Annotated in this window: 23 protein-coding genes and 1 pseudogene; 11 read left to right on the top strand and 13 right to left on the bottom strand. The window is 74.3% G+C overall.

The features are described 5' to 3' along the window. The first annotated feature begins 129 nt into the window (after positions 1-129). The 6 genes from A3CO_RS0101605 (at position 130) to A3CO_RS29540 (ending at position 4,996) form a co-directional block, all read left to right on the top strand. Positions 130-786 carry a hypothetical protein gene (locus tag A3CO_RS0101605; RefSeq protein WP_157646920.1) on the top strand — a complete coding sequence of 219 codons (657 nt, stop codon included), beginning with the start codon at positions 130-132 and terminating at the stop codon, positions 784-786. A 274-nt stretch (positions 787-1,060) separates the two neighbouring features. Next, entirely contained in the window at positions 1,061-1,390 is a 330-nt protein-coding gene (locus tag A3CO_RS0101610) for a hypothetical protein (protein ID WP_018330487.1), read from the top strand. Positions 1,391-1,422: 32 nt separating this feature from the next. Further along, complete coding sequence (locus A3CO_RS0101615) at positions 1,423-1,719, top strand: hypothetical protein (protein WP_018330488.1); 297 nt, start codon at positions 1,423-1,425, stop codon at positions 1,717-1,719. Between the two features lie 88 nt (positions 1,720-1,807). Then, positions 1,808-2,452 (top strand): hypothetical protein, encoded by a 645-nt coding sequence (locus A3CO_RS29530; protein ID WP_018330489.1) that lies wholly within the window; start codon positions 1,808-1,810, stop codon positions 2,450-2,452. A gap of 99 nt (positions 2,453-2,551) precedes the next feature. Beyond that, a complete protein-coding gene (locus tag A3CO_RS29535; protein ID WP_157646921.1) occupies positions 2,552-4,141 on the top strand; it encodes an N-acetylmuramoyl-L-alanine amidase in 1,590 nt (529 codons plus the stop codon). A 33-nt stretch (positions 4,142-4,174) separates the two neighbouring features. Next, positions 4,175-4,996 (top strand): SirB1 family protein, encoded by an 822-nt coding sequence (locus A3CO_RS29540; RefSeq protein WP_018330491.1) that lies wholly within the window; start codon positions 4,175-4,177, stop codon positions 4,994-4,996. A 27-nt stretch (positions 4,997-5,023) separates the two neighbouring features. Here the strand turns inward: A3CO_RS29540 and A3CO_RS0101635 are convergent, their stop codons facing one another. Further along, positions 5,024-5,704 carry a response regulator gene (locus A3CO_RS0101635; protein ID WP_018330492.1) on the bottom strand — a complete coding sequence of 227 codons (681 nt, stop codon included), beginning with the start codon at positions 5,702-5,704 and terminating at the stop codon, positions 5,024-5,026. Then, the gene (macS, locus tag A3CO_RS0101640; protein WP_169510909.1) at positions 5,701-6,885 is read right to left on the bottom strand and encodes a MacS family sensor histidine kinase; all 1,185 of its coding nucleotides are present in this window, start codon (positions 6,883-6,885) and stop codon (positions 5,701-5,703) included. The genes A3CO_RS0101635 and macS overlap by 4 nt, the downstream gene beginning before the upstream one ends. A 314-nt stretch (positions 6,886-7,199) precedes the next feature. Between macS and A3CO_RS0101645 the strand changes: the two genes are divergently transcribed. Then, positions 7,200-8,930 carry a hypothetical protein gene (locus A3CO_RS0101645; protein WP_157646923.1) on the top strand — a complete coding sequence of 577 codons (1,731 nt, stop codon included), beginning with the start codon at positions 7,200-7,202 and terminating at the stop codon, positions 8,928-8,930. Here A3CO_RS0101645 and A3CO_RS29545 read toward each other — a convergent pair. Then, complete coding sequence (locus tag A3CO_RS29545; RefSeq protein WP_018330494.1) at positions 8,914-9,438, bottom strand: hemerythrin domain-containing protein; 525 nt, start codon at positions 9,436-9,438, stop codon at positions 8,914-8,916. The two genes, A3CO_RS0101645 and A3CO_RS29545, sit on opposite strands and share 17 nt — an antisense overlap. Positions 9,439-9,500: 62 nt before the next feature. Next, complete coding sequence (locus tag A3CO_RS35190; RefSeq protein ID WP_020508836.1) at positions 9,501-10,853, bottom strand: winged helix-turn-helix domain-containing protein; 1,353 nt, start codon at positions 10,851-10,853, stop codon at positions 9,501-9,503. 104 nt (positions 10,854-10,957) lie between these two features. Here A3CO_RS35190 and A3CO_RS0101660 point away from each other — a divergent pair, with 104 nt between their 5' ends. Then, positions 10,958-11,278, top strand: a complete 321-nt coding sequence (locus A3CO_RS0101660) for a hypothetical protein (RefSeq protein WP_018330495.1) — start codon at positions 10,958-10,960, stop codon at positions 11,276-11,278. Between the two features lie 37 nt (positions 11,279-11,315). Here A3CO_RS0101660 and valS read toward each other — a convergent pair whose 3' ends face one another. Next, positions 11,316-13,886, bottom strand: a complete 2,571-nt coding sequence (valS, locus tag A3CO_RS0101665; protein WP_018330496.1) for a valine--tRNA ligase — start codon at positions 13,884-13,886, stop codon at positions 11,316-11,318. 654 nt (positions 13,887-14,540) lie between these two features. Between valS and A3CO_RS0101670 the strand changes: the two genes are divergently transcribed. Then, positions 14,541-15,077 (top strand): hypothetical protein, encoded by a 537-nt coding sequence (locus tag A3CO_RS0101670; protein ID WP_157646924.1) that lies wholly within the window; start codon positions 14,541-14,543, stop codon positions 15,075-15,077. A 40-nt stretch (positions 15,078-15,117) separates the two neighbouring features. On the opposite strand, the gene A3CO_RS0101675 is transcribed toward A3CO_RS0101670, so the two are convergent. From A3CO_RS0101675 to A3CO_RS0101695, 5 genes are read right to left on the bottom strand one after another with little or no spacing between them, the layout of a single operon-like run. Next, complete coding sequence (locus tag A3CO_RS0101675; protein ID WP_018330498.1) at positions 15,118-15,867, bottom strand: maleylpyruvate isomerase family mycothiol-dependent enzyme; 750 nt, start codon at positions 15,865-15,867, stop codon at positions 15,118-15,120. A gap of 15 nt (positions 15,868-15,882) precedes the next feature. Next, on the bottom strand, positions 15,883-16,218 hold the full coding sequence (locus A3CO_RS0101680) for a Rieske (2Fe-2S) protein (RefSeq protein WP_018330499.1): 336 nt from the start codon (positions 16,216-16,218) through the stop codon (positions 15,883-15,885). Then, entirely contained in the window at positions 16,215-18,779 is a 2,565-nt protein-coding gene (gene nirB, locus A3CO_RS0101685) for a nitrite reductase large subunit NirB (protein WP_018330500.1), read from the bottom strand. Before nirB ends, A3CO_RS0101680 begins: the two co-directional genes overlap by 4 nt. Next, positions 18,779-19,126, bottom strand: coding sequence for a hypothetical protein (locus tag A3CO_RS38890; RefSeq protein ID WP_026204186.1), 348 nt, complete (start codon positions 19,124-19,126; stop codon positions 18,779-18,781). The genes nirB and A3CO_RS38890 overlap by 1 nt, the downstream gene beginning before the upstream one ends. After that, positions 19,123-21,225, bottom strand: a complete 2,103-nt coding sequence (locus A3CO_RS0101695; RefSeq protein ID WP_026204187.1) for a molybdopterin oxidoreductase family protein — start codon at positions 21,223-21,225, stop codon at positions 19,123-19,125. The genes A3CO_RS38890 and A3CO_RS0101695 overlap by 4 nt, the downstream gene beginning before the upstream one ends. Positions 21,226-21,467: 242 nt before the next feature. On the opposite strand from A3CO_RS0101695, the gene A3CO_RS0101700 reads away from it, so the two are divergent. Beyond that, positions 21,468-23,003 (top strand): Re/Si-specific NAD(P)(+) transhydrogenase subunit alpha, encoded by a 1,536-nt coding sequence (locus A3CO_RS0101700; RefSeq protein WP_018330501.1) that lies wholly within the window; start codon positions 21,468-21,470, stop codon positions 23,001-23,003. Continuing rightward, positions 23,000-24,406 (top strand): Re/Si-specific NAD(P)(+) transhydrogenase subunit beta, encoded by a 1,407-nt coding sequence (gene pntB, locus A3CO_RS0101705; protein ID WP_018330502.1) that lies wholly within the window; start codon positions 23,000-23,002, stop codon positions 24,404-24,406. Before A3CO_RS0101700 ends, pntB begins: the two co-directional genes overlap by 4 nt. A gap of 77 nt (positions 24,407-24,483) precedes the next feature. On the opposite strand, the pseudogene A3CO_RS39295 reads toward pntB, so the two are convergent. The 3 genes and pseudogenes from A3CO_RS39295 to A3CO_RS0101720 all read right to left on the bottom strand — a co-directional run bounded on the left by A3CO_RS39295 (position 24,484) and on the right by A3CO_RS0101720 (position 26,175). Further along, a pseudogene (locus A3CO_RS39295) lies at positions 24,484-25,508 on the bottom strand (LLM class flavin-dependent oxidoreductase). A gap of 67 nt (positions 25,509-25,575) precedes the next feature. Then, positions 25,576-25,881: a carboxymuconolactone decarboxylase family protein gene (locus A3CO_RS0101715; protein ID WP_018330504.1), complete on the bottom strand. Its 306-nt coding sequence runs from the start codon at positions 25,879-25,881 to the stop codon at positions 25,576-25,578. A 36-nt stretch (positions 25,882-25,917) separates the two neighbouring features. Next, positions 25,918-26,175 (bottom strand): carboxymuconolactone decarboxylase family protein, encoded by a 258-nt coding sequence (locus A3CO_RS0101720; protein WP_157646926.1) that lies wholly within the window; start codon positions 26,173-26,175, stop codon positions 25,918-25,920. Positions 26,176-26,228: the final 53 nt, after the last annotated feature.

Consider the following 26,228-nt stretch of genomic DNA (forward strand, 5'->3'; position numbering starts at 1 on the left):
CCACTGGTGGACCGGCGCCGACGGTGTTCCCCGCTCGGCCGTACGCGATATCACGAAGAGTGACACCATCAGGTGGGAAGCGCCCGATCAGTGGGGCGTGTTGGCTTGTCAACCCCCAGAATCCGGAATGTGGAAGCGGATGTCGCGGCGGCGCTGTGGCAGGTGGAGGCCGCCTTCGTCGCGCACCCCGCCCGCGACGTGCTGGAGAGCTGCACGCCCCGGCAGGGCCCGGTGGTCCTCGCGGACGCGGACCCGCTGTCCCTCGCGCTCGGCCTCGGCACCACCATCGGCGCCCCCGACGACGTCCGGGCCCTCACCCCGTGGCTGCTGCGGGCGGTCGTCACCGACGACCGGGTGGATCTCCACTCCGTCCTCTCCCGCATCGCGGCGTTCTGGGACGACTGGACGACCGCCGAGCGGACCGCGGTGCGCGACTTCGTCGACACCCTGTGGGTCGTGCTGCTCGACCGGCACCCCGGACCGCACCCCGGGCTGCCCGTCGCCACGGCCACCTCGTTCCTCGACGACGCCTCGGGGCTCGGCGACGGCCCGGCGCGCCTCCTCGGCATCTGGGAGTACAAGGACACCGCGAGCGCCGACCACCACCTCGCCGAGCTCGTCATCGACGCGCACTACGGCGCCCGGGTCGATCCGGCGGTCGTGGCGTGGAGCCGCGCCCGCCCGCAGCGCGAGCGCCTCGAACGGGCGGCGCGACGTGACCGGGGCGAGCGGTGGGCCGGCGATCTCGGGGCGGCGCTCGATCTCCTTGCGAGCAACCCGAACTAGCGACCGGATCTTCACGGGTCGTGACTGCGAACCGTGCCCGGAAGGCCCGGTCGAGTGGCTGGAGCACCCCTCACAGCGGTGGTCGTGACCGGACGGTCCCCTCGCGCGTCGTGACCGCCGGGGGCCGTCCGGGCCCGGGTCGGGGAACTGTTGGCGCCTTATGGTGACGGACGGTCACGAGTGTCCGGCAACGGTCGTTGACTGCCCGACGCCGCCCGAGCGCCCGAGGCGGCAGTGCAGCTCCCCAGACACGACCGTTCAGGAGACCTCCCCCATGATCGCCAAGATCGGTATCGCAGGAGTCGGCGTCGCCGCCGGCCTCGTCGCACTCGCGCCCCTCGCGTCCGCCACCACGTCCCACGGCGCCCCGCACGGCGGTGCCGGCTCGTCGACCTGCTCGGTCCAGGGCGGGAACGCCACCGCCACCAACCGCGCCGGCGGCTCGGGCCTCGTCGGGGCCGTCGTCCAGGCCCCGGTCGGCGGGCTCAACGCGGGCAACATCGTCTGCAACCGCATCCTCAACGACAACCTGAGCCACAACGTGGTCGACCTGTCCGTCCTCGGCGGCGGCCTCGGCGGCGTGCTCGGCATGCTCGGCCTCTGATCCCCCGCGACCACCCTGAACGAGGAGATGACATGACCTACCGCACGCCCGCCCTGCTGACCCTGGGGGTCGCCGCCGGCCTCGTCGCCGTCGCGCCGTTCGCGTCCGCGAACCCGAGCCACCACGACACCCCCCGCCCCTCGGCCCCGAGCTCGACCTGCTCCGCTCAGGGCGGGAACGCCACGGCCGACAACCGCGGGAGCGCAACGGGCGCCGTGGGTGCCGTCGCGCAGGCCCCGGTCGGTGGCGCGAACGCCGCCAACCTGCTCTGCAACCGCATCCTCAACGACAACCTGAGCAAGAACCGGCTCACCGCGGACGTCCTGTAGTACCGCACCACCCCCGACGGCCCGACCACCCCCTGCGGTGGTCGGGCCGTCGTGCGTCCGGGCCGGGGATCCGTGACAGGCTGGCCGGGTGGACCCCGACAGCCCACTCCCGGCGACGTGGACCGGCGACCCGCTCGTCCGCGAGTTGCTCCGGCGCGGCATCGGCGGGGCCGGCCCGTGGTCGCCCGCGCGCCGCGTCGCCGACGACCAGCTCGCCGAGGCCGACGGCGACGTCGAGACCGCGGTCCGGCGCCTGACGTCGGTCCACGTCCGGCTGGCCGCGAGCTCCGGGCTGCTCACCAGCCTCGGCGGCGCCGCCACGATGCTGCTCACCGCGCCGGCCGGGGCCACGGGGCTCTACCTCGTGTGCACCCGCCTCGCGGCGTCGATCGCCCGCGCCCGCGGGCACGACCTCGACGACCCCGTCGTCCGCACCGCCGTGCTGCTGTGCGTGCTCGGCCCGGACGGGTCGGAGCTCGCCGAGCACACCGGGATCGACCTGCAGGAGGTCTCGCTGCTCACCGGCCTGCGCCGGCTCCCGCCCGAGGTCCGCGAGCAGCTCGACCGCCGGATCGGCTACCGCCTCGCGAGCCGTGCGGGTCGGCGCGGCGTGCTCAACCTGACCAAGCTGATCCCGCTCGTCTCCGGGCCCATCGGCGCGGGCGCCGACTCCATCACCGCCCGCTCGGTCGCCACCTACGCCGACGTCGCCTTCTGGACCCGCACGCCCTGAGGATCACCCACGCGGGTGGTGCGTCGCCGCATTCCTGAGGTGCATGTGGGTGACACAGTCTGCTCCGGCGCGGATCGACGGTGGAGCGGAGGACGACGGATGACGTCGCGGTGGTCGGCAACGCAGGGTTCCCGACGGCGGGTGCCACCGTCGGTGCCGCCGCGTCGTCGGCTGCGCCGGGTCCTGCTCGGGCTCGGGGCGTTCACCGCCCTCGCGGTGGCCGCGCCGGCGGCGGTCGCGGTGACCGAGCAGGCGCCGGTCACGGCGACGGCGGTGTCGTCGCTGCCGGCGGCCACGTTGCCGCCGGCGGACGCGACGGACCCGTCGATCACGCCGGTGCCGCTCGCCCCGCAGGGCCGGGACGGCACCGGGGCCCAGGTGGCGCGGTCCGCGGCGCCACTGCAGCTGGTCGCCGTCACCTGGCGGGGACCGGACCCGGACGCGATCTCGCTCCGGTCCACCGACGACAGCGGGGCGTGGGGCGCCTGGCTGCCGTTGGATGCGAACAGCGACGAGCGGGACGCCCAGGACGCGCAGCGGACGTCGACGACGCCGGGCGGGTCGCGGTCGTCGACCGCGGCCCCCGGCGGCACCGACCCGGTGTGGGTGGGCGACCGGAAGGCCGTCGAGGTGCGCGCGACCCGGAACGGCGTGCCGGTGACCGACGGTCTCGCGGTGCAGCGCATCGACCCGGGGATGTCGGCCAACGACGACGCGATCGGGGCCCGCGCGCGGGAACGGCAGACCGCCGCCCGCGACGGCGCCCCCGCCGCCCCGGCCTACGTCACGCGGGCCCAGTGGGGCGCGGACGAGCGCATGATGACGTGGCCGCCGGAGTACACGCCGACCACGAAGGCGGTGACGATCCACCACACCGCCGAGTCCAACGACTACAGCCCGGAGCAGTCGGCGGCCATCGTGCGGGGCATCTACGCCTACCACGCGAAGCAGAACGGCTGGGGCGACATCGGCTACAACGCCCTCGTCGACAAGTACGGCACGATCTACGAGGGCCGGGCCGGCGGGCTCGACCGCCCGGTCGTCGCGGCGCACGCGGGCGGGTTCAACCGCGAGACGTTCGGCATCGCGATGATGGGCAACCTCTCCGACGTCGCGCCGACGCCGGCCGAGCTCACCTCGGTGGAGAAGCTCGCGGCGTGGAAGCTCGGCGGGATGTACCGCGACGTCTCCGCCAAGGTCGCGCTGACCTCCGCCGGCGGGGGCACCTCGAAGTACGCCAAGGGGACCCAGGTGACGGTGGACGCCGTCTTCGCCCACCGCGACGTCGGGAACACCGTCTGTCCGGGCAACGCCGGCTACGCCGCGATGGACGGCATCCGCGCCGAGGTCAACAAGCTCGTCGCCGCGGCCGGGACCGACGTCCGGGCCGCCTGGGCCGACCGTCCCGAGCTCGGCGACCCCGACCGCGTCGAGCAGTCCACCGCCGACGGGCGCGGCCGGTTCACCGACTTCGCCCACGGGTCGGTGTACTGGTCGCCCGACACCGGCGCCCACGAACTCACCGGTCCGATCCTCGACGCCTGGCGGGCCCGCGGGGCGGACCGCTCGGAGCTCGGCCTGCCGACCGGCGAGGAGTTCACCACCGCCGCGGGCCGGGCACAGGCCTTCGAGCACGGTGTCCTGCGGTGGGACCGGACGAGCGGCGCGACCGAGATCACGCCCGCCTGAGCGCGCGGGGCTCCGGCGGGGGAGGATGCGCGCGTGCCCGACCACCCCGAGGAGCGGACGCCGCCGCCGGACCCCGAGGGGTCGGCCGACGCGGTGGCCCGGTTCGCGGCGCTCGTCGAGGCCGGTGACCCGCCGCTGGACCGCGCCGCCCTCGAGATCGCCCGGCTCGCCCGGCCCGATGCCGACCTCGGCGCCGCGCTCGTGGAGCTGGACCGGCTCGCGTCGGGGGTCGGCAGCGTGGACGGGCTGGTCCTGCGGCTGTTCACCGAGGAGGGCTTCGCGGGCAACCGCGAGAACTACTACGACCCGCGGAACTCCTCGCTCGTCGACGTGCTGGAGCGCCGCCTCGGCATCCCCATCACGCTCGCCGTCGTCGTGATCGAGGTGGGGCGGCGCGCGGGTCTGGTGATCGAGCCGATCGGGATGCCCGGGCACTTCCTCGTGCACCCGGCGGGCTCGGCCTGGTACATCGACCCCTTCACCGGGACGCTGCTCGACGAGGCCGACTGCCGGGCGCTGTTCGTCGCCTCGACCGGCGCGAACCCGGCGCTGCCGTTCCACCCGGACCTGCTCGTCCCCGTCACCACCGAGGCGATCCTCGTACGGATGCTGACCAACCTGCGGGTCGTGCACCGCGCGGCCGGCCGGGTCCCCGAGCTGCGCCGCGTCCTCGAGGCGCGGCTGCACCTGCCGGGCGTGACGGCGGAGGAGGTCGTCGAGCTCGCGGCGACGATGGGTCGTCGGGGGGAGTACCTCGACGCGGCCCGGCTGCTGGACTCCTGGGGCGAGCGCCTGCCCCGCCACGCCGCCGAACTCGCGCGGGCGGCGCGCGTCTGGCGGGCCCACCTCAACTAGGCGCGCAGGCCCGCTCCTGACGACGGGTCACGAGTCGAGGCCCTGCTCGATGGCGTAGCGGGTCAGCTCCACCCGGTTGGTCAGCTGCAGCTTGCGCAGCGCGTTCTGCACGTGGTTCTCGACGGTGCGGTGGGAGAGCGTCAGACGCTCGCCGATCTGCCGGGCGCTGAGCCCCTTCGCGACGAGGCGGAGCACCTCGGTCTCGCGTGGGGTCAGCACCGGCTCGCCGGAGGGCTGCGTCTCCCGGCCGGCCTGCCGCGTGCGCGCGTCGCTCGCGCGGCGCCGGAACTCGCCCAGGACGAGGCCCGCGAGCTCCGGGCCGAAGACCGCCTGGCCGTCGGCGGTCCGTCGCACGGCGTCGACCAGCTCCGTGGCCTGCGCCGACTTCAGCAGGTAGCCCGCCGCCCCCGCCCGCACCGCGCCGAGCACGTCGCCCTGCTCGGCGCTCGCCGAGAGCACGAGGATCCGCGTTCCCGGCAGCGCCGCGAGGATCGCCGCGGTGGCGCCGGCCCCGTCCAGGTGCGGCATCTGCAGGTCCATCACCACGACGTCGGGTCGCGCCGCCGGCGCGATCCGGACGGCCGCGGCCCCGTCGCCCGCCGTCGCGACGACGTCGAAGCCGCGCTCGGCGAGGTCGCGCGCCACGCCCTCCCGCCACATCGGGTGGTCGTCCACCACCATCACGCGGGTCGCCGTCGGGTCCGTCACGGTCGAGCTCCGTTCCGCGGCGCCTCCGCCGGCCGGCGGGGGAACACCAACTCCCACTCCGTGCCCTGACCGGGCCCCGTCGTCAGGGTCGCCGAGCCGCCGAGCTCCTCGGTGCGTCCGCGGATGGAGGAGGCGACGCCGAGGTGGCCCTCCGCCCGGGCCGCGTCCAACCGGCCCGCCGCGATCCCGGTGCCGTCGTCGCGGACGCTCACCGTCACCGCCTCCTCGTCGTCCTCCACCAGCACCCACAGTCCGGTCCCCGGCCCGGCGTGGGCGTCCGCGTTCGCCGCGGCCTCCCGGACGACCGCGACCACCGAGCGCGCCAGCCCACCCGGCACCGTCACCGGGTCCGGCGGCACCGCGAGCACGGCCCGCACGGGCAGGGTGGAGCCGATCGCGGCCCCCAGGTCCACCGGCTCGTCGTCGGGACCGTCGAGCCCCGGTGGCCCACGGGTGATCAGCCGCCGCAGCGACACCTCCTGCTCGGCGGCCTCGCGGACCAGCTCCGGGTCGCCCAACGACGGGCCCCGCCGGCGGACCAGGGCCAGGACCTGCAGGACGCCGTCGTGGATGTCGCGGGCCAGCCGGTCGCGCTCCGCGGCCGCGGCCTCCGTCGCGATCGCCTCCTGCAGCCGCTGCGCGGACCGCCGCATGGCCACCGACGCGAAGCCGACGGCGACGCCCGCGACCAGCAGCAACTGGGCGTCGGAGAGCAGGGCGGCGTCGAGGGCGCGGCGGGTGAGGGCCAGCGCCACTACCGAGACGGCGACCGCTCCGACGGCCGGCCGCACCCCGTACGCCACCGCCACGGCGAGCACCGCCCCCGCCGACCACACCGTGGTGATCACCGGCTGGCCCGCCGCGATGCGCGCCGGGTCGTCCACCAGCACCGTGGTCATCGTGGTGAGCACGGTGACCACGAGGTCGACGACGACGAGCCGGGCCGAGCCGCGCAGGTAGGCGACCGACGTGACGAGCGTCCACGCGGCCATGAACACCACCACCGCGACCCCGAGGACGGGCCGGGCGTACAGCTCGGCGAACCGGACGACGTTCGCGACCGCGTAGGCCAGCGCGACCGTCCGGTAGAGCACGAGGCCGCGCCACAGCGGCGCCAGCGTGGCGTGCACATCGACGGTCGCACCCCGCCGCGGCACCCGCACCGCCCCCGTCGTCACCACCGTGACCCCTCCCGTCGACCCGGCGTCGATCGGTGCCCGACGCGGCGTCATCCCTCCGGGACGGCCACGTCCCTCCTCCGGGTGCGGTGACGCTGCGCTCCATGCGCCCGGGACGTCAGCATGCCGCACGGGTGTGACATCGACCATGACCGACGTCCGATTCGTCCCTCCCCGGTGACGGCCCGGTCACCGGAGGTGGGGGGCGGACCGGCCCCCCATTACCGTGGACGGGCACCGCGGCGGGACCCGGGTCCGGCACGGCGCGTCGGGGCCCGATGCGCGGATCGTCGTGGCGAACGAGGAGGAGGACTGCGGTGAGCAGCTGGGTGATGGCGGTCGAGGTGACGCCGTCGGAGCTGGTCGCGGTCGAGGTGGACCGGGCGGCCGGCACGGCCGACGGCCCGACACCGCGGACCGCGCCCCTCGACGCCGGCGGCGACGCCGTGGACCGCCTCGCCGACGCGTTCTCCGCGCTGCTCGAGGGGACCGACCGGCCGGCGCAGCTCGTCGTCGCGACCCCGGCCGACACCGAGCGCCGCCGTTTCGAGGAGATCGCCGAGGCCACCGCGCTCGTCGGGCTCCCGGCGCCGGCCTGGCTGCCGGGGCCGGTCGCCGCGGTCGGGGACCGGCTCGCGGCCGAGATCGCCGTCGGCGGCCGCGCGGTCGTCCTCGACGCCCGGGACGGCGCGCTCACCGCGTGGCCCGTGCTGCGGACCGCGACCGGCGCCGAGGTGGGCGCCCGCGGCCCCGTCGCCACCGGGACCCGCCTCGACCAGCTGCTGCTCGGGGTGGTCCGGGCGCAGCTGATCTCGCTCGACCCGACGGCCGGTGCCGGTGCCGGTGGCGGTCCCCGTCCCGGCGCGCGCGGCGACGGGGACACGCGCGGGGAGGCGGCGCGGCTGCGACGCGAGGTCCGGCGCGCCCGAACCCGGCTCGCCGAGACCGACGCCGTCGAGGCCCGCGTGACGGCGGGCGAGCACACCGTGACCGTGGACCGTGGCGTGTTCGACCAGCTCGTGGCGCACGCGCTGCAGGAGACGGTCACGGAGATCGACCGCTCGGCCGGGCCCGACGGCGCCGCGTCCGGCGACGGCCCCGTCGTCGTCCTCGGTGACCGCCCCACCCCGTTGACCCGTCGCCTCGCCGAGCTCGTCGGCGGCGGCGAGGACGCGCTCGTGGTGCCCCGCACCGGGGCCGACGGCGTGCTCGGTCTCGCTGCGCTGCTGCAGCCGTCCCGCCCCCGCACCACGCGCGCCGCGTCCGGGGCCCAGGCGATCCGGGCCCGGCGCACCGTCGGCAGCCCGTCCGCGCCGGTCGGGGTCGGCGCGGCGGTCGGAGCGTCCGCCGGTCCGGCCCTCGACGAACCGCCCGTTCCCCGCGAGGCTCCGACCCCGCCGCGCGGGACGCCGCGGCCCGCCGTGGGCGACCACGTGGCCGACCAGGAGGGTCCGGAGGAGACGACCGCCGTCGACGCGGCTCCGGTGGTCCACGACCAGGCCGTGGCGGACGGGACCGACGACCAGGTCCCGGGGATCCCCGCCGCCCGGCTGCCGTCCACGCCGGTCCAGGCCCAGCGGGAGTCGCAGGTCTGGCCGCAGGCGTTCGGCACGGGTGTCGGCGGGCCGACCGTCGCCCCCGCCCTCGTCGGGGTCACCGACCACGGACGGTCGGGAAACGGCACCGGCGTTGCCGGACACGCGCCGCTGGCCGCCGCCCGCCCGCACGAGGCGCGGCCCACCTCCGACGCGCCGCCCGGGAGCTCCGGTCCGCTGCGCCGTCCGGAGCCCGACGCCGTCCCGACGCCGGCCACGTCCACCCCGGGCACCGGACCCGTCGTCCGGAGCGGCCGGGGCCCGGACACCGCGCCGCAGCCCCTGCCGGAGCCGGCGGGATCGGCCGGGCCGCCGCGCGCCGCGGTCCCGGTCCTCGTGGTCCTGCTCGTCGTCGCCGTGCTTGCGGCGGTGGGGATCCTGGTGCTCGGGCCCGGCGAGATCAGCGCCGCGTTCGGCGGGCTGGGCGCGGGAGCCGTCAGCTGGTGGTCGTGACCGACTCGACGTAGGCGTCGGGGTCCTTGTCCGCGAAGTCGAGGCCCTTGGCGTGGGCGTGCTCGGACTTGAACTGCTCGAACTTGGCGCCCAGCTCCTGGCGGAAGGCGAGCGTGGTGACCCGGCGGAACGGGGCCAGGTCGTCGCTCTCCTCCTCGGACATGTGGTGGTTGTTGGCCTTGTCGCACTCGTCGATCGCGGCCCACCAGGCCTCGCTGCCCGACTTCTCGTCGAAGGACTTGCGCGCGGCGGCCCGGATGTCGTCGTGGTCGCCGACCGCGTCCTCGGTCGCCGAGGCCTCCTCGTCGTCGGCGCGGCGGGCCATCGACGGGTAGAAGTGCTCCTCCTCCGCCGAGGCGTGCACCTCGAGGTGGCGGGCGAGCTCGTCCCAGACCTTCGCGGCCTCGTCCTGCTGCTCGGGGTGGTCCCGCAGCCCGGCGAGGAGCAGGAACTGCCGACGGAACCAGTCGTGGTCGTCGAGGATCATCTCGGTGATGTCCGCGGACATACGGGCACTCCTTCGCGTGGTGGTCCGCTGGAGCTACCCGGGGCCGCGCGCGGGCAACCCGCTCAGCTGAGCTGGACCTGGCCGGCGGCGTCGACGAACCAGACCTCCGCGCGGGCCTGCGACAACGTCGTCGCCGCGTCCGCGGCGAGGCTGCGGTAGCGCCGGGTGTCGGGCAGCGCGATGACCACGCGGCTGCGCGGGTGCGCCCGGCGACGCTGGACGGCGGCCGCACCCGCGGCGCGGAACCAGTCCGCGGCGAGCGTGCTCGGGTGGGTGCGGGCGCCGTCCGGCGGCCAGCCGGTGACCTCCACGTGGACGTCCTCGCCGTCCAGGGCGGCCACCAGGTCCAGCGCCGGGCCCTGCTCGGTCGCGCGGCGCACGGTGCCGCCGCGGCGGGTCAGCCAGGTGGCCACTGCGGCCGCCACGTTCTGCGTCCGCGACCAGCCCTGCAGCACGTCGCGCTGCGGGATCACGACCTCGGGGGGCCGCGTCGGCACCGCCCGCAGCGCGGCGCGCTGCGCGAGCCGCTCGCGCAGCACGACCGAGGCCGACGGCGAGACGGGCAGGAACCGCAGCGGCGTCTCGTCCGGGTCGTCGCCCGCGCGCTCGGAGCGGCGTCGCCGGGCGAGGTCGTCGCTCGGCGCCTTGGGCCGGGAACGCGGGCGGCGCGACGGCGGCTCCTCGTCCTCGACCTCGTCCCGGGTGTCCGCGGTGAACACGGTGGGGTCGGTGCGCGGTGCCGCGGGCCTCGTGGGCTCGGGCGACACCGTGAGCGTGGGGCGCTCCGTGGCCTCGGGCAGCTGCGGGGAGCCGGGCAGCTCCGGGGCCGGGCGTGTCGCCTCCTCGCGACCCGCCTCGGTGATGCGGGTGCGGATCGGCGCGTCCTTCGAGCGGGCGGAGCGCTCCACGAGGCCGGCCTTCACCAGCTTGCGGCACTGGTAGTTGAACGCCTTGGGGTCGACGTCCGGGTGGGCGGGCGCGAGGACGGCGGCGATCTCGTTGTCGGTCAGCCCCGCGGGCGCGTCGACGAGGGCGGCGAGCACGGCGGCTTGCACGGGCGGCAGACCGGAGATCGTCGGCGCGGGGGACACATCAGGCGCATCGGTCGCCGGCCCCGGCTCCTCGATGGGCCGGTCGGGTGGCGGGGACGCGTCGGGACCGTCGTCGGACCCGTCGTCGGGGACGAACCCGGGGACCAGCCGCGTCCGGACCGGCTTCGTGCCCACCCGCTCCACCGCGCCCGCGGTGACCAGCTTGCGGCACTGGTGGTTGACGGCCTTGTAGTCGATGCCGGGGTGGAGCCCGGTGAGCGCCTCGGCGAGCTCACGGTCCGAGAGGCCCTCGGGATGCTCGACGAGCGTTCGGAGGATGTCCTCCCGCGTCCCGGCGGCCGATTCGGGGACCGGGAGTGCCATGGCCGCTCTCCTCCGTGACCAGGCGCCGGGCCGGTGGACCAACCCGTGTGATGGCGCGCGCGATGACGTGCGTGATTTTTCCGTGATCCGTATGGTAACGGGGCATGCTGGCACTGACGGAGACGGCGGCCGAGGCGATCTCCAACATCCTCGAGACCAACGAGATGCCCGAGGGGTCCGGTCTGCGGATCGCCGCCACGCCGAACATGGCGGAGGAGGGCCTGGAGCTCTCCGTCGCGCCGAACCCGGCGGCGGACGACACCGTGCTCGAGGGCGGCGGCGCCGTCATCTTCCTCGAGCCGATGGCCGCGTCCGCCCTCGACGACAAGGTCCTCGACGTCGAGCGCATCCCGGAGAACGAGTCCGACGGCTCGGGCGACGAGTACCGCTTCGCCATCACCCCGCAGTCCGAGCTGCAGGGCTGAGCAGCACCGGGCCCCTCGGACGGGGCCCGGCACCGCTCTACGCCTGCACCGCCTCCACGGGCCCGCCCACGCGGGTCACCAGGTCGCCGTCCTCGGACGGCACCAGCTCGACGTCGCGCACCCGTCCGGCCGCCTGCACGTCGCCCAGCACGGCGCGCAGCGCGTCCAGCTGCTTCTCGGGGCCCGAGACCGACAGCGACTCGACCTCGGTGCGGATCGAGAGCTTCTGGTCGGACTTGCCCTTGCGGATGCCGGAGATGACGTCGGAGGCGACGTCGAGCACCGCCTCGTCGACGCCCTCGGAGGCCGGGAGCTCGTCGGTGGTCGGCCAGGTGGACCGGTGCACCGAGCCCTCCTGCCACCAGGACCACACCTCCTCGGCGACGAACGGCAGCACCGGCGCGAACAGCCGCTGCAGCACCCGCAGCGCGACGGCCAGCGCGGCGCGGGCGGAGTCCCGTCCCGCCTCGTCGAACTCGCCGTAGGCCCGGGCCTTGACCAGCTCGAGGTAGTCGTCGCAGAAGAACCAGAAGAACTGCTCGGTGACCTCGAGGGCGACCGCGTAGTCGAACCGCTCCAGCGCCTCGGTGGCCCGCTCCACGACCGTCGCGAGCCGCGCGAGCAGCGCGCGGTCGATCGGCGCCGTCACCGACCCGACGTCGGGAAGGCCCGTGCCGACCCCCACCCCGAGGATGAACTTGGAGGCGTTGAGCAGCTTCATGGCCAGCCGGCGGCCGACCTTCATCTGGCCGCGGTCGAAGGCGGTGTCGACACCGGGGCGTCCGCCGGCGGCCCAGTAGCGGACCGCGTCGGAGCCGAACTCCTCGAGCAGCCCCATCGGGGTGACGACGTTGCCCTTGGACTTCGACATCTTCTTGCGGTCCGGGTCGAGGATCCAGCCCGAGAGGGCGGCGTGCGCCCAGGGCAGCTCCCCGAACTCCAGCGAGCTGCGCACGACCGTCGAGAACAGCCAGGTCCGGATGATGTCGTGGCCCTGCGGGCGCAGGTCCATCGGGAAGACCCGCTCGAACAGGTCGTCGTCGACGGTCCACCGCCCGGCGATCTGCGGGGTCAGCGATGAGGTCGCCCACGTGTCGAGGACGTCGGGGTCGCCGGTGAACCCCCCCGGCCGGTCGCGCTGCTCGGCGGAGTAGCCGGGCGGCACGTCGGTGGTCGGGTCGATCGGCAGCACGTCGTCGGCGGGCGTGAGGACCTGCTCGGGCAGGACCTCGCCGTCGGCGTCGAGGGCGTACCAGACCGGGATCGGCACGCCGAAGAAGCGCTGGCGGCTGACCAGCCAGTCGCCGTTGAGGCCGCGCACCCAGTCCGCGTAGCGGTGGCGCATGTAGTCGGGGTGCCAGACCAGCTCGTCGCCGCGGCGCAGCATCGCCTGACGCAGCTCCGCGTCCCGCCCGCCGTTGCGGATGTACCACTGGCGCGAGGAGACGATCTCGAGCGGCTTGTCGCCCTTCTCGAAGAACTTCACCGGGCGCGTGACGGGACGGACCTCGCCCTCCAGCTCGCCGCTCTCGGCGAGCATCGTCACGATCTTCTCCTTGGCGGAGAAGACGGTGGCGCCCGCGATCTCCTCGTAGCGCGCGCGGCCCGCCTCGGAGGTGATCCACTCCGGGGTCTCGCGCAGCAGGCGGCCGTCGCGGGTGATGACGGTGCGGTTGGGCAGATCGAGCTCGCGCCACCACTGGACGTCGGTCAGGTCACCGAAGGTGCAGCACATCGCGATGCCGGCGCCACGGTCCATCTCGGCGGCGGGGTGCGCGAGCACCGGGACCTCGACGTCGAACAGCGGCGAGCGGACCGTGGTGCCGAACAGCGGCTGGTAGCGCTCGTCGTCGGGGTGTGCGATGAGCGCGACGCAGGCCGGGATCAGCTCCGGGCGGGTCGTCTCGATGTACACCGGGGCGTCCGCGCCGTGGTAGGCGATCCGGTGCCACGCACCCGTGTGCTCCCGGTCCTCCAGCTCGGCCTGGGCGACCGCGGTACGGAACGTGACGTCCCACAGTGTCGGCGCCATCGAGACGTAGGCCTCGCCGCGCGCGAGGTTCCGCAGGAACGCCCGCTGGCTGATCGCACGGGCCCGGGCGTCGATGGTCTGGTAGGTGTGCGACCAGTCGACCGACAGTCCGCCGCGGCGCCACAGCGCCTCGAAGGCCTTCTCGTCCTCGGCGGTCAGCGTCTCGCACAACTCGACGAAATTGCGCCGCGAGATCGCGATCTGCTGCTTGCCCGGCTTCTCCGGCGGGGTGAAGTCCGGGTCGTAGGGCAGGCTCGGCTCGCACCGGACGCCGTAGTAGTTCTGCACGCGGCGCTCGGTCGGCAGGCCGTTGTCGTCCCACCCCATGGGGTAGAAGACGGACTTGCCGCGCATGCGCTGGAAGCGCGCCACGACGTCGGTGTGCGTGTAGCTGAAGACGTGCCCGACGTGCAGGGACCCGGAGACCGTGGGCGGCGGCGTGTCGACGGAGAAGACGTCCGCGCGCTGGGCCGTCCGGTCGAACGCGTAGGTGCCCTGCTCCTCCCATACGGCGGCCCAGGTGTCCTCGAGACCGTCGAGCGTCGGCTTCTCGGGAACCCGGGGGGACTGCGTCATGCTCCCAGTTTACGGAGGGTGTCGTCGGCGTTTCCGGGCGCGGGTCCCCCGGTCCGGCACACCTGATGGGCCGGGCGGGTGGCAGCGGTAACGCCGCGGGTGCTCGTGGGGACAGAGTGGCGGGGACCGCGCACGTGGCGGCGCGTGTACGTCTGTTCGGGGGAGTGGTTGTCGATGCACGCGCAGGATTCGCAGCAGGCCCGTCACCGGGCCACCGGAGGGCGGGGCTACGGTCGCGAGGCCGGCGGGTCGGCGTCGTACACCCCGCCGCGCCGGGAGGGCGGCCGACACCGTGCCCCCGAGGCGCCGTCGACCGAGTTCGCCGCCGTGCCGATGCAGCAGCGCGGCTCGGTCGACTCACCCCCCTCGGGCTTCCGCCGGATTCCCCCGCCCTTCCCGACGACGGGTCCGGCCTCCGGTTCGGTCCCGACGCAGGGTGGGTCGCCGGACGTCAGCGGTGGCCCACGGCGGACACCGGGGGTCAGCAGCGCGCCACAGCCGTCGGGCCCGCTGCCGGCGGTGGGGTCGCCGGACGTCAGCGGTGGCCCACGGCGGACACCGGATGTCGGCGGTGGCCCACGGCGGACACCGGGCGTCAGCAGCGCACCACAGCCGTCGGGTCCGCTGCCTGCGGTGGGGTCCGAGGACGAGCCGGTGACCGTCCCGGTCCGTCGGGCCGCGCTGGACGCCACCCGTCGTCGGGACGGGGACCGCGAGGCGGCCGTGCCCCGGCAGCGGCGTGCGGTGGATGTGTCGGAGACGCCCACGCTGCGGCCGTTGGCGGTGCGCGAGCGCGGCACCGCCGTGCGACCCGGCGCGTTCGGTACCGGCAGCTACGGCTCGACCGGCGTCGGCCCGGCCCGGAGTCGCACGCCCGCCGCCGCCCGGCAGTCGCTGCCCTGGGAGCGTCGGGCGGAGGGACGTCTCGGTCTCGTCGGGACGGTCGTCGGGGCGGTGGGTGTCCTCCTGGGCCTCGCACCTAGGTCGGGGCTGCTGCCCCGCGTGATGCCGACCGACACGCTCGGCAGTACGCCCCTGTTCAGCCTCCTCGGCGCGCTGTGCGGGGTGGCCGCGCTCGGGCTCGGCGCCTTCGCGATGTTCCGGGCCGACGGGGTGGGTCGTCCGCTGGTCCTCGGGGTGGGGTCCGCCTGCCTCGGCGCGGCCGCCGTGGTGGTGGGTCTGACGCTCTGACCTCCGGAGGACCCGTGACCGTCGGGGTGCCACGGAGTGGTCAACCCAGCGCCGACACCCGGAACCAGTCCTCCGCGACGGCCGGGTCGCCGAACACCTCGACGCCCTCGAGTCCGCGCCGTCCGGTGACCGCGGCGAGGAGGTCGACGGCCCGCCCGCGCACGGCGACGTCGGCCTTCACGTGCTCGCGGGTGATCGTCACGCCGTCGGCGCCCCGGCGGACCAGCCACTCGCCGTCCGGGGCGTCGGTCACGTGCAGGTGGATCGAGGCGTCCCCGCGCAACCGTCGGGAGCCACTCCGGTAGGCGGCCAGCAGGTCGTACCACTCGGCGATGCCGTCGACGGCGACCTCCGGGGTCACGTCGGCGAGCGGCGCGAATCCCACCGCGAGCTCGGCGTCGAGCCGGTGCACCAGCGTCTCGTGCAGCTGGCGCCGCGCCCAGAACGCGACCGTGACCGGCCCGACGAAGCCGCCGACCTCGCGCTGCGGGTCACCGGCGTCGAGCGTCGTCGCCAGGGCGGACGCCCCCTGCAGCAGCCAGGTCGCCACCTCGTCGCGGGACGCCGGCGGCTCGCCATCGGGAATCTCGGCGTCGCGCGGCACCATGCGCTCCGCCCCGCTCCCGATCGTCATGACGACCCGCCGGTGCACCTGGCCGAGATGGCGGGCCAGGTCCCGGACGGTCCAGCCGGGGCACGTCGGTACGGGCGCGGCGAGGTCGTCGCCCGCGGCCGGCGCGCTCACCGCGTCGGCGAACGCGGCGGCCTGGAGGAGCAGCTGATCGGGCACGACCGTGAGCCTGCCCTACGGCGCGACCAGGCTCACCACGAGTTCCCCGTCGTCGTCCTCCGCGGAGTAGGCGGCGACGTCGTCCACGTCGCCGCCGGAGACGCACGAGCCGGAGGCCAGCTCGAAGCGGTGGTTGTGCAGCGGGCACATCACCACCTCGCCGTCGAGCAGCCCGTCCGCGAGCGGCCCGCCGCGGTGCGGGCAGATCGCCCGCAGCGCGTACAGGCCGCCCGACCGCGGACGGAAGACCGCCACCGGTTCGTCCCCGACGAGGAAGGCCCGGCCCTCCCCGACGGGGATCTGGTCCACCGGCCCGAGCCGGACCGAGACGGCCTCGTCCGACGCCGTCACGCCGGGGCCCCCTCGGAGGACCGCACCGGGACCTGCGGCAGCGGGATCAGGGGCAGCGCGTCGTGGAACTGGCCCGGCGTCGCCTCGTCCTGGTCGGCCGCCCACGGGTCGACGTAGGCGTCGACCGCCGCCTGCATGCGCTCGTCGAGCTCGGCGGCGATGCCCTCGGTGTCGTCGACGATCACGCCGATGAGGTAGTCCAGGCCCATGCGCGGGACGAAGTCGTACGTGCGCTCGAGCCAGTTGGCGTGCTCGCGGTAGTACTGCAGGAACCGCCCGGTGAGCTGCACGGCCGCGTCGTGGGAGTCGACCGTGGCGAGGATGTCGCCCTTGCGGATCGTCGCGCCGGCTGCGCCGCCCACGTAGATCTGCCACTGACCGCCCTCGACGGCCACGATCCCGACGTCCTTGACCATCGACTCCGCGCAGTTGCGGGGGCAGCCGGACACCGCGAGCTTCATCTTCGCGGGGCCCTCGATGCCCTTGAACCGCTCCTCGATGTCGATCCCGAGCCGGGTGGAGTCGCCGAGCCCGAACCGGCAGAAGTCGGTGCCGACGCAGGTCTTCACCGTCCGGAAGCTCTTGCCGTAGGCCCAGCCCGAGGGCATCTCGAGGTCGGCCCAGACCTCCTGCAGCTTCTCCTTCGGCACACCGAGCAGGTCGATCCGCTGGCCACCGGTGAGCTTGACCATCGGGATGTCGTGCTTGTCGGCGACGTCGGCGATGCGGCGCAGCTGGTCCGGCGAGGTCACCCCGCCCGACATCCGCGGGACCACCGAGAACGTCCCGTCGCGCTGGATGTTGGCGTGCACCCGGTCGTTGATGAACCGGCCGTCGCGTTCGTCGACGTAGTCGTCGGGCCACATCATCCGCAGCAGCGCCGTGAGCCCCATCTTGGAGGCGACGTCGTCGCGGCCCTCCGGGGCGAGCGCCGCGAACACCGCGGACACGCTCTTCAGCTCCTGCGCCCGGATCTCCTGCATCAGCGTGGGCTTGTCCAGCGGGATGCCCGGCACGTAGTACGAGTCGGCCGGGTCCTCCGCGCCCGCGCCGCCCAGCGCGGCCTCGACGACCTCACGGACGAGGCCCTTGCACGACCCGCACCCCTTGCCGGCGCGCGTCGCGTCCATGCAGGCCGAGACGGTCTCGGCGCCGTCGTGGACGCAGCCGACCAGGTCGCCCTTCGAGACGCCGTTGCAGTTGCAGATCTGGGTGTCGTCGGGCAGGTCGGCCGCGGACGCCGAGTCGTCGGCGGACCCGAGGTCGAACAGCAGCTTCACCCGCTCCTCGGGCAGCGCCGAGCGCGAGTCGAAGGCCTGGGTCAGGGCGGCGACCTTGGAGACGTCGCCGACCAGGGTCGCCCCGATCAGCGTGCCGTCGCGGATGATCACCGTCTGGTAGACGCCGCGTCCGGTCTCGGAGAACTGCACGAACTCGTCGGACTCCCGCTCCGGGGTCTTCACGCCCATCTGGGCGACGTCGACGCCGGCGACCTTGAGCTTCGTCGTGAGCCGCGAGCCGTGGTAGGCCGCGTCCGGGTCGGCCCCGGTGATGACGTCGGCGAGGACGGCGGCCTGCTCCCAGAGCGGCCCGACCACGCCGTAGACCTCACCGCGGTGCTGGGCGCACTCCCCGACGACGAAGATGTCGTCGTCGTCCACCGAGCGCATCCGGTCGTCGACCACGATCGCCCGCTGCGTCTCCAGGCCGCTGAGCACCGCCAGGCCGATGTTCGGCCGGATGCCCGCGGTGACGACCACCATGTCGCAGTCGAGGTCGGACCCGTCGGTGAAGCGCACGCCGGAGACGGCGCCGTCGGTCACGAGGATCTCCGAGGTCTTGACCCCGAGGTGCATGTGCATGCCCATGTCCTCGAGCTTCGAGCGCAGCACCTTCGACGCCGAGGCCTCGAGCTGCTGGTTCATCAGCACCTCGGTCGGGTGCACGACGTGCACGGCGAGCCCGTGCGCCTGCAGCCCCGCCGCGGCCTCCAGCCCGAGCAGGCCGCCGCCGATCACCACGGCCGTGCGGGCGTCCGCGACGTGCTCGAGCATGCCGTTGGCGTCGTCGAGCGAGCGGAAGCCGAAGACACCCGGCGTCAGGTCGGTCTTCGAGGCCCACATGCCGTCCATCGGCGGGAAGAACGAGCGGCTGCCGGTGGCGAGGACGAGGGTGTCGTACCCGGTGACCGACCCGTCGTCGCCCATGACGACCTTCGCGTGCCGGTCGATCCGCACGATGCGCACCCCGGCGTGCAGCGTGATGCCGTTGTCGGTGTACCAGTCGACGGGGTTGAGGAAGAGCTCGTCGTCGTCGAACCCGTCCGCGTCCTCGTTGTCCACCGCCTCGCCCGCGGCGTTGGCCAGCACCTCGGAGAGCAGGATGCGGTTGTAGTTGCCGTAGGGCTCGTCGCCGAAGACGGTGATGTCGAACAGCTCCGACCCGCCGCGCGCGAGGATCTCCTCGAGGGCGCGCGCCCCGGACATCCCGTTCCCGACGACGACCAGCTTCGCGCGGCTCCCGCCGTCGGTCTGCTGCTCCGGTTCCGCGAGAGCCGTCATCAGACCTCCACCAGGCCGCAGTCGACGACGAGCGTGCCGGACACCCCGGCGGGGGCCGCGAAGTGGATCTCCACGGTGCTGCCCGCGAGCAGGTCCTCGACCACCCGCAGCGAGACGTGCATGTCGCTCTTCGCGCCCACCGGCAGCCACCGCGCGGGAGCGCCGTCGAACGCCAGCACCACCGACGCGAGCTCGTCGGAGGAGTTGCCGGCCCGGACGTAGAGCACCTGGCCGGTGACCCCCTCGGGCACCGTGTAGGTCAGGGAGGGGTGCAGGAGGGCCGGTTTGTCCAGGCCCTGCCCCTCGAAGGCGAACGCGCCCTGCAGGAAGCGCGGCGTCGTCATCATGTGCCGGGGTCCTCTCCGGTGGTGGCTTCGAGGGCGACGGCGCAGACCTTGAACTCCGGCATCCGCGACGCCGGGTCGAGCGCTGGGTTGGTCAGCGCGTTGATGGTCTGCTCGTCGCCCCAGTGGAACGGGGCGAAGACGGTGTCGGTCCGGATCTCGCGGGACAACCGCACGCGCATCCGCGCGGTGCCACGCCGGGTCCGCAGGCGGACGTCGGCGCCGTCGGCGAGCCCGAGGTGGGCGGCCAGGTCGGGGTGGATCTCGACGGCGGGGCCGGGCTCGGCGTCGAGCAGGGCCTTCGTCCGCCGGGTCTGGGTGCCGGACTGGTAGTGGGAGCGGGACCGCCCGGTCGTCAGGCGGTAGGGGTACTCGTCGTCGGGGTCCTCGGCGGCGGCCCGGTGGTGGACCACGTGGAAGCGGGCCCGGCCGTCCGGGGTGGCGAACCGCTCGCGGAACAGACGCGGGGTGCCCTCGTGCTCCGGATCGGGGCACGGCCAGAAGACACCGCGCTCGGCCTCGATGCGCTCGTAGGTGATGCCGGCGTAGTCGGCCTTCCCGCCGGCCGAGGCCCGCCCCAGCTCCTCGAACACCGTCTCCGGGTCGTCGGAGAAGTGCTCGCCCCGGCCGAGACGTCCCGCGAGGTCGTTCAGGACCTCGAGATCCGAACGGACCCCGGACGGCGGCGTCACGGCACGCCGTCGCCGCAGGACCCGGCCCTCGAGGTTGGTCATCGTGCCCTCCTCCTCGGCCCACTGGACACAGGGCAGGACGACGTCGGCGAGCTCGGCGGTCTCCGAGAGGAACATGTCGGAGACCACGAGGAAGTCCAGCGACCGCAGCCGCTCGCGCACGTGTCCGGCGCGGGGGGCGCTGACGACGACGTTCGACGCCATGATCATCAGCGCGCGCACGCCGCCGTCGGTGCCGAGCCGGTCGAGCATCTCGTAGGCCGAGAGCCCGGGCTGCGGCAGCTCGTCGGGGTCGACGCCCCAGACACCCGCCACGTGGGCGCGGGCGGCCGGGTCGGCGAGCATCCGGTAGCCGGGCAACTGGTCGGCCTTCTGGCCGTGCTCCCGCCCGCCCTGCCCGTTGCCCTGCCCGGTGACCGTCGCCCAGCCCGAGTACGGCCGGCCCGGCAGGCCCAGGGCGAGGGCGAGGTTGATCCACGCGAGCGCGGTGTCCGAGCCCTTCGCGTGCTGCTCGGCGCCGCGCGCGGACAGGATCATCGTGGCCCGCGACTCCGCGAGCAGGCGCACCGTGCGCTCCATGACCCGCACCGGCACCCCGGTGATGCGCTCGACCCGGTCGGGCCAGTACTGCCGGGCGGCGCGCTTCACCGCGTCCCAGCCCGTCGTCCGGGCCGCGACGTAGGCGGTGTCGACGAGCCGCAGCTTGATCGCGAGGTGCAGCAGGCCGTTGGCCAGCGCGAGGTCGGTGCCGGGCACGGGCTGCAGGTGGACGTCGGCGGCCGCGGCGGTGGCGGTGTACCGGGGGTCGACGACGATGTGCCGGGCCCCGCGCTCCCGGCCCGCGGCGAACCAGCGCATCGCGGGCGGCATCGTGTCGGCGGGGTTGGAGCCGACGAGCAGCACCGTGTCCGCCCGGGCGACGTCGGCCAGCGGGAACGGCAGGCCGCGGTCGATGCCGAACGCCTTGTTCGACGCGGCGGCGGCGCTCGACATGCAGAACCGGCCGTTGTAGTCGATCGCGGCGCTGCGCAACGCGACCCGCACGAACTTCCCCGCCTGGTAGGCCTTCTCGTTGGTCAGCCCGCCGCCGCCGAACAGTCCGGCGGCGTCGCGGCCGTAGCGCTCCTGGGCGACGGTGAGCCCGTCCACCACCCGCGTGAGCGCCTCGTCCCACGTGGCCTCGCGGAACGGCTCGTCGCGGTGGTCGCGCACCAGCGGGGTGGTCAGCCGGTCGGGGTGGGCGAGCAGCTCGGCCGAGCTGAGCCCCTTCTCGCAGAGCCCGCCGCGGTTCGTCGGGAAGTTCGCGCCCTCGACCTCGTAGCCCCCGCCGTCGCTCTCCGGGCGTGGCGTGAGCGTCATGCCGCACTGCAGCGAGCAGTACGGGCAGTGCGTCAGCACGGGGAGGGACACAACGCTCCACGTTGCGGGCCGGGCGTTTCGCGCCCGTTACGTCGGCGCTACGCCTCCGGAAGCCGGTGTGAGGCGTCGGTGATCGGTGCGACGGTCGTCATCTCGATCGTTCAGCCTGCCTCGATGCGAGACAGGTCACATGCTGGACAACAGCGTCGGTCTAGTGTCCGCCGCACGGCCGTCGGCGCACCCGGCGGTCGGAGCAGGCCCCGGACCGGGGCCCCACGAGAAGGGGCGCGAGCGTGCGCATCGGTGTCCCCCGGGAGACCCGGGAACGCGAGACCCGGGTGGCGGCCACCCCCGCCACCGTGATCGGGCTGCAGAACCTCGGCTGGACGGTGACGGTCGAGCCGGGCGCGGGGGTGCGGGCCGACTTCCCCGACGACGCCTACGTCGCGGCCGGCGCGGAGATCGGCGACCCGTGGTCGGCCGACGTCGTCCTCGCCCTCAACACCCCGGCCCCGGCGGACCTCGCCCGCCTGCAGGAACGCGCGACGCTGATCTGCCGCGTCGCCCCCGCGCAGAACGCCGAGCTGGTCGCCGACCTCGCCGGCCGGGGCATCACGGTGCTGGCCACCGACGCGGTGCCGCGCATCTCGCGCGCCCAGTCCCTCGACGTGCTCAGCTCCATGGCGAACATCGCGGGCTACCGCGCGGTGATCGAGGCCGCCAACCACTTCGGCCGGTTCTTCACCGGTCAGGTCACCGCCGCCGGCAAGGTGCCGCCGGCGAAGGTCCTGGTCGCCGGGGCGGGCGTCGCCGGCCTCGCCGCCATCGGCGCGGCCTCCTCGCTGGGCGCCATCGTGCGCGCCACCGACCCGCGCCCGGAGGTCGCCGAGCAGGTCAGCTCCCTCGGCGGGGACTTCCTGACGGTGGACGTGGAGCAGGAGCGCTCCACCGACGGCTACGCCCGGGCCACCTCCGAGGCCTACGACCGGCGCGCCGCCGAGATCTACTCCGAGCAGGCCGCCGACGTCGACATCATCATCACGACCGCCCTCATCCCCGGGCGCGCCGCGCCGCGGCTGATCACCGCGGCCGACGTCGCCGCGATGCGGCCGGGCTCGGTCGTCGTCGACATGGCGGCCGGGATGGGCGGCAACGTCGAGGGCTCGGTGCCCGACGAGGTCGTGGTCACCCCCAACGGCGTCACGATCATCGGCGACACCGACCTCGCCGCCCGCCTCCCCGCGCAGGCCTCCCAGCTCTACGGCACCAACCTGGTCAACCTGCTCAAGCTGCTGACGCCGGAGTCCGACGGCGAGCTCGTCCTCGACCTCGACGACGTCGTCCAGCGCGGCATGACGGTGGCCCACGACGGCGCCGTCATGTGGCCGCCGCCCCCGGTGTCGGTCTCGGCCGCACCCCCGCCCGCGCCCGCCCCCGAGGTGCCCTCGCCCGCCGTCGAGCCGGCCAGGCCCCGGTCGGCGGCGTGGGGCTACGGCGCGATCGCCGTCGGGCTCGCGCTGCTGTTCGTCGCCACCGCGTTCGCCCCGGCGGAGCTCGCCACCAACCTCACCGTGTTCGTGCTGGCCGTCGTCATCGGCTACTACGTGATCGGCAAGGTGCACCACGCGCTGCACACGCCGCTGATGTCGGTCACCAACGCCATCTCGGGCGTCGTGATCGTCGGGGCGCTCGTGCAGTTCGGGGCGCACGGGACGCTCGTCTCGGTCCTCGCGTTCGTCGCGATCGTGCTCGCCAGCATCAACATCGTCGGGGGCTTCGCGGTGACCCGCCGCATGCTCGCCATGTTCACGAAGGGCCCCGCCGCATGAGCCCCGAAACGGCGGCCACCGCCGCCTACATCGTCGCCGCGCTGCTCACCGTCATGAGCCTCGCCGGCCTGTCGAAGCACGAGACCGCCCGCAACGGCGTCGTCTACGGCATCGCCGGTATGACGGTGGCCCTGGTCGCCACCGTCGTCCTCGCGGCGAACTCGCTCGAGGCCGGCGCGGTCGCGCTCATGATCGCGGGCTTCGTCATCGGCGGTGGGGTCGGCCTGTGGCGGGCCCGCGTCGTCGAGATGACCGGCATGCCCGAGCTCATCGCCCTGCTGCACAGCTTCGTCGGCCTCGCCGCCGTGCTCGTCGGCTGGAACGGCTACCTCGAGGTGGAGGCCGTCGGCGCCGCGCAGACGACGGTGCCGCCGGAGCTGCTCGGCATCCACTCGGTGGAGGTCGGCGTCGGGGTGTTCATCGGCGCCGTGACCTTCACCGGCTCGATCGTCGCCTTCGGCAAGCTGTCCGGGCGCATGAAGTCGCGGCCGCTGGCCCTGCCGGGCAAGAACGCGCTGAACCTCGGGGCGCTCGTCGCCTTCGCCGCGCTCACGGTCGCCTTCGTCCTGGCACCCTCGCTCGGCGTGATGATCGCGATCACCGCGGTCGCCCTCGGGCTCGGCTGGCACCTGGTGGCGTCGATCGGCGGCGGCGACATGCCCGTCGTCGTGTCGATGCTCAACAGCTACTCGGGCTGGGCCGCGGCGGCGTCGGGCTTCCTGCTCAACAACACGCTGCTGATCGTCACCGGCGCGCTCGTCGGCTCCTCCGGTGCGTACCTGTCCTACGTCATGTGCCAGGCGATGAACCGCTCGTTCCTGTCGGTCATCGCCGGCGGGTTCGGCGTGGAGTCCGGGACCGCCGCCGCCGACGTCGAGGGCGAGCACCGCGAGGTCCAGGCCGACGAGGTCGCGGAGATGCTGCGCGAGGCGGCGTCGGTCGTCATCACCCCCGGCTACGGCATGGCCGTGGCGCAGGCGCAGTACCCGGTGGCGGACCTGACGCGGAAGCTGCGGGACAAGGGCGTCGAGGTCCGCTTCGGCATCCACCCCGTCGCGGGCCGCCTGCCGGGGCACATGAACGTGCTCCTCGCCGAGGCCAAGGTCCCCTACGACATCGTCCTGGAGATGGACGAGATCAACGACGACCTCGCCTCCACCTCGGTCGTCCTCGTCATCGGCGCGAACGACACGGTGAACCCCGCGGCGATGGACGACCCGGGCAGCCCGATCGCCGGCATGCCCGTCCTGCGGGTGTGGGAGGCGAAGAACGTCGTCGTGTTCAAGCGCTCCATGGCCGTCGGCTACGCGGGCGTGCAGAACCCGCTGTTCTTCCGCGAGAACACGTCGATGATCTTCGGGGACGCGAAGAAGCGGGTCGAGGACATCCTCGCCGCGCTGTAGGTCCCCGGACCTGACGAACGGGTCGTTCGTGCCGATAGAGGCCACGAACGACCCGTTCGTCAGGTCGCGGAGAGCGCTCAGACGGCCGCGAGCGACACGGCGCCCAGGGCCTCGGCCACGAGGCGGACGGACTGCCGGCGCTCCGCCGGGTCGTGGATCGCCGTCGTGATCATCAGCTCGTCGGCGTCGGCCTCCCGTGCCTTGCGCGCGAGGTCCTCGGCGACCTGCTCGGGGGTGCCGACCGACACCTTCCCGGCCATCGAGCGGGCGATGTGCTCCTCGGCGGCGGACCAGTCGTGGGCCAGCGCCTCCTCCGGGCTCGGCAGCGGGCCGGGGTTGCCGGTGCGCAGCCGGGCCATCGAGAGGGCGTTCGCCCGGCCGAGGGCCCGGGCCCGCTCCGGGTCGGGGTGGGCGATCGCGGCCGCGCCGAGGATGACGTGCGGCTCCTGCGCGCCGGCGGCCGTGCTCGGGCGGAACGACGACCGGTAGATGCGGGTGGCCTCGCCGGCGTCCGCGCCGCCGAAGTGCCCCGCGTACGCGTACCCGGTGCCGAACGCCGCCGCGGCCTGGGCGCCGTAGTAGCTGGACCCGAGGATCCAGACCGGCGGCAGCGGCACGTCGTCGGGGGCGGCGACGATCCCGGCGAAGGGGTGGTCGGCCCCGAAGCCGTCCACGTAGCCGCGGAGCTCGGCGAACTGGTCGGGGAAGTCGTCGGCGGTCAGCGCCTCGTGCGAGCGGCGCAGCGCGATCGCGGTGCGGGGGTCGGTACCAGCGCCCGGCCGAGGCCGAGATCGATGCGGTCGGGGTAGAGCCCCGCGAGCGCGCGGAAGGTCTCGGCCACCTTCAGCGGGCTGTGGTTCGGCAGCATGATCCCGCCGGAGCCGACCCGGATGGTGGTGGTGGCGCTCGCGACGGCGGCGATCATCACCTCGGGCGCGGAGCTCGCGACGCTCGCGATGCCGTGGTGCTCGGCGAGCCAGTAGCGGCGGTATCCGGCGGCCTCCGCGGTGCGGGCGAGCTCGACGGTGTCGTGCAGGGCCTGCGAGGCGGGCGCACCGGAGGGGACCGGGGAGAGGTCGAGAACCGAGATCGGGATGCCCATGTGGGAGTCCAACGCCGGATCGGTGGGCCGGGATTCCCGACCGGCACCGACCCGGCGTCGGGATCGCTCAGCCCTCCGGGAGGTCCGGCATCCGCACCGCGCAGGCGTTGGTCGCCTCCGAGGTGATGCCGTCGAGGTCCGTCCGGACGGTGGCGTGGAACCGGCTCACCAGCTGATCCAGGCCCACGGTGAAGGAGATCTCCATGATCTGCTTCGTGTCGAAGTGCTCCGACAGCTTCTTGTAGATGTCATCGCTGATCGGCTGCATCCAGGTGGACGTCCGCGCGAACACGATGATCGCCTCCTCGGGGGGCGAGAACATGCCCTCCGGGAGCGGGTCGTCGAGGAGGTGGCTCATCTCCTCGTCGGTCAACCCCGATGCTCGACCGAGCACCACGTGGGTCGGCGTTCAATAGAAGCAGTTGTTCGCCATCGCGCTGGTCAGGTACGGGAGCTCCCGCATCCTCGCCGTCGGCAGCGAGTTGTCGAAGTACACGGTGGTGGCGAGGGCCATGAACTGCTCCATGGCCACCGGGTGGTTCGACAGGGCACGGTGCACGTTGAGCAGCCCGACGTCGGGCTGGGCGGCGTGCACGGCCTCGAGCAGTGCCTTCGCGTGCGGGTCGAGGCCGGGGTCGTCGGGATCGTTCAGCGGTACGCGGGCCACGGGGGCCACCTTCCGATCGGGTTCAGCTGGCCCGTCGATGCTGCGAAGGCGAC

The sequence above is a fragment of the Actinomycetospora chiangmaiensis DSM 45062 genome (assembly GCF_000379625.1).
Taxonomy (GTDB): Bacteria; Actinomycetota; Actinomycetes; order Mycobacteriales; family Pseudonocardiaceae; genus Actinomycetospora; species Actinomycetospora chiangmaiensis.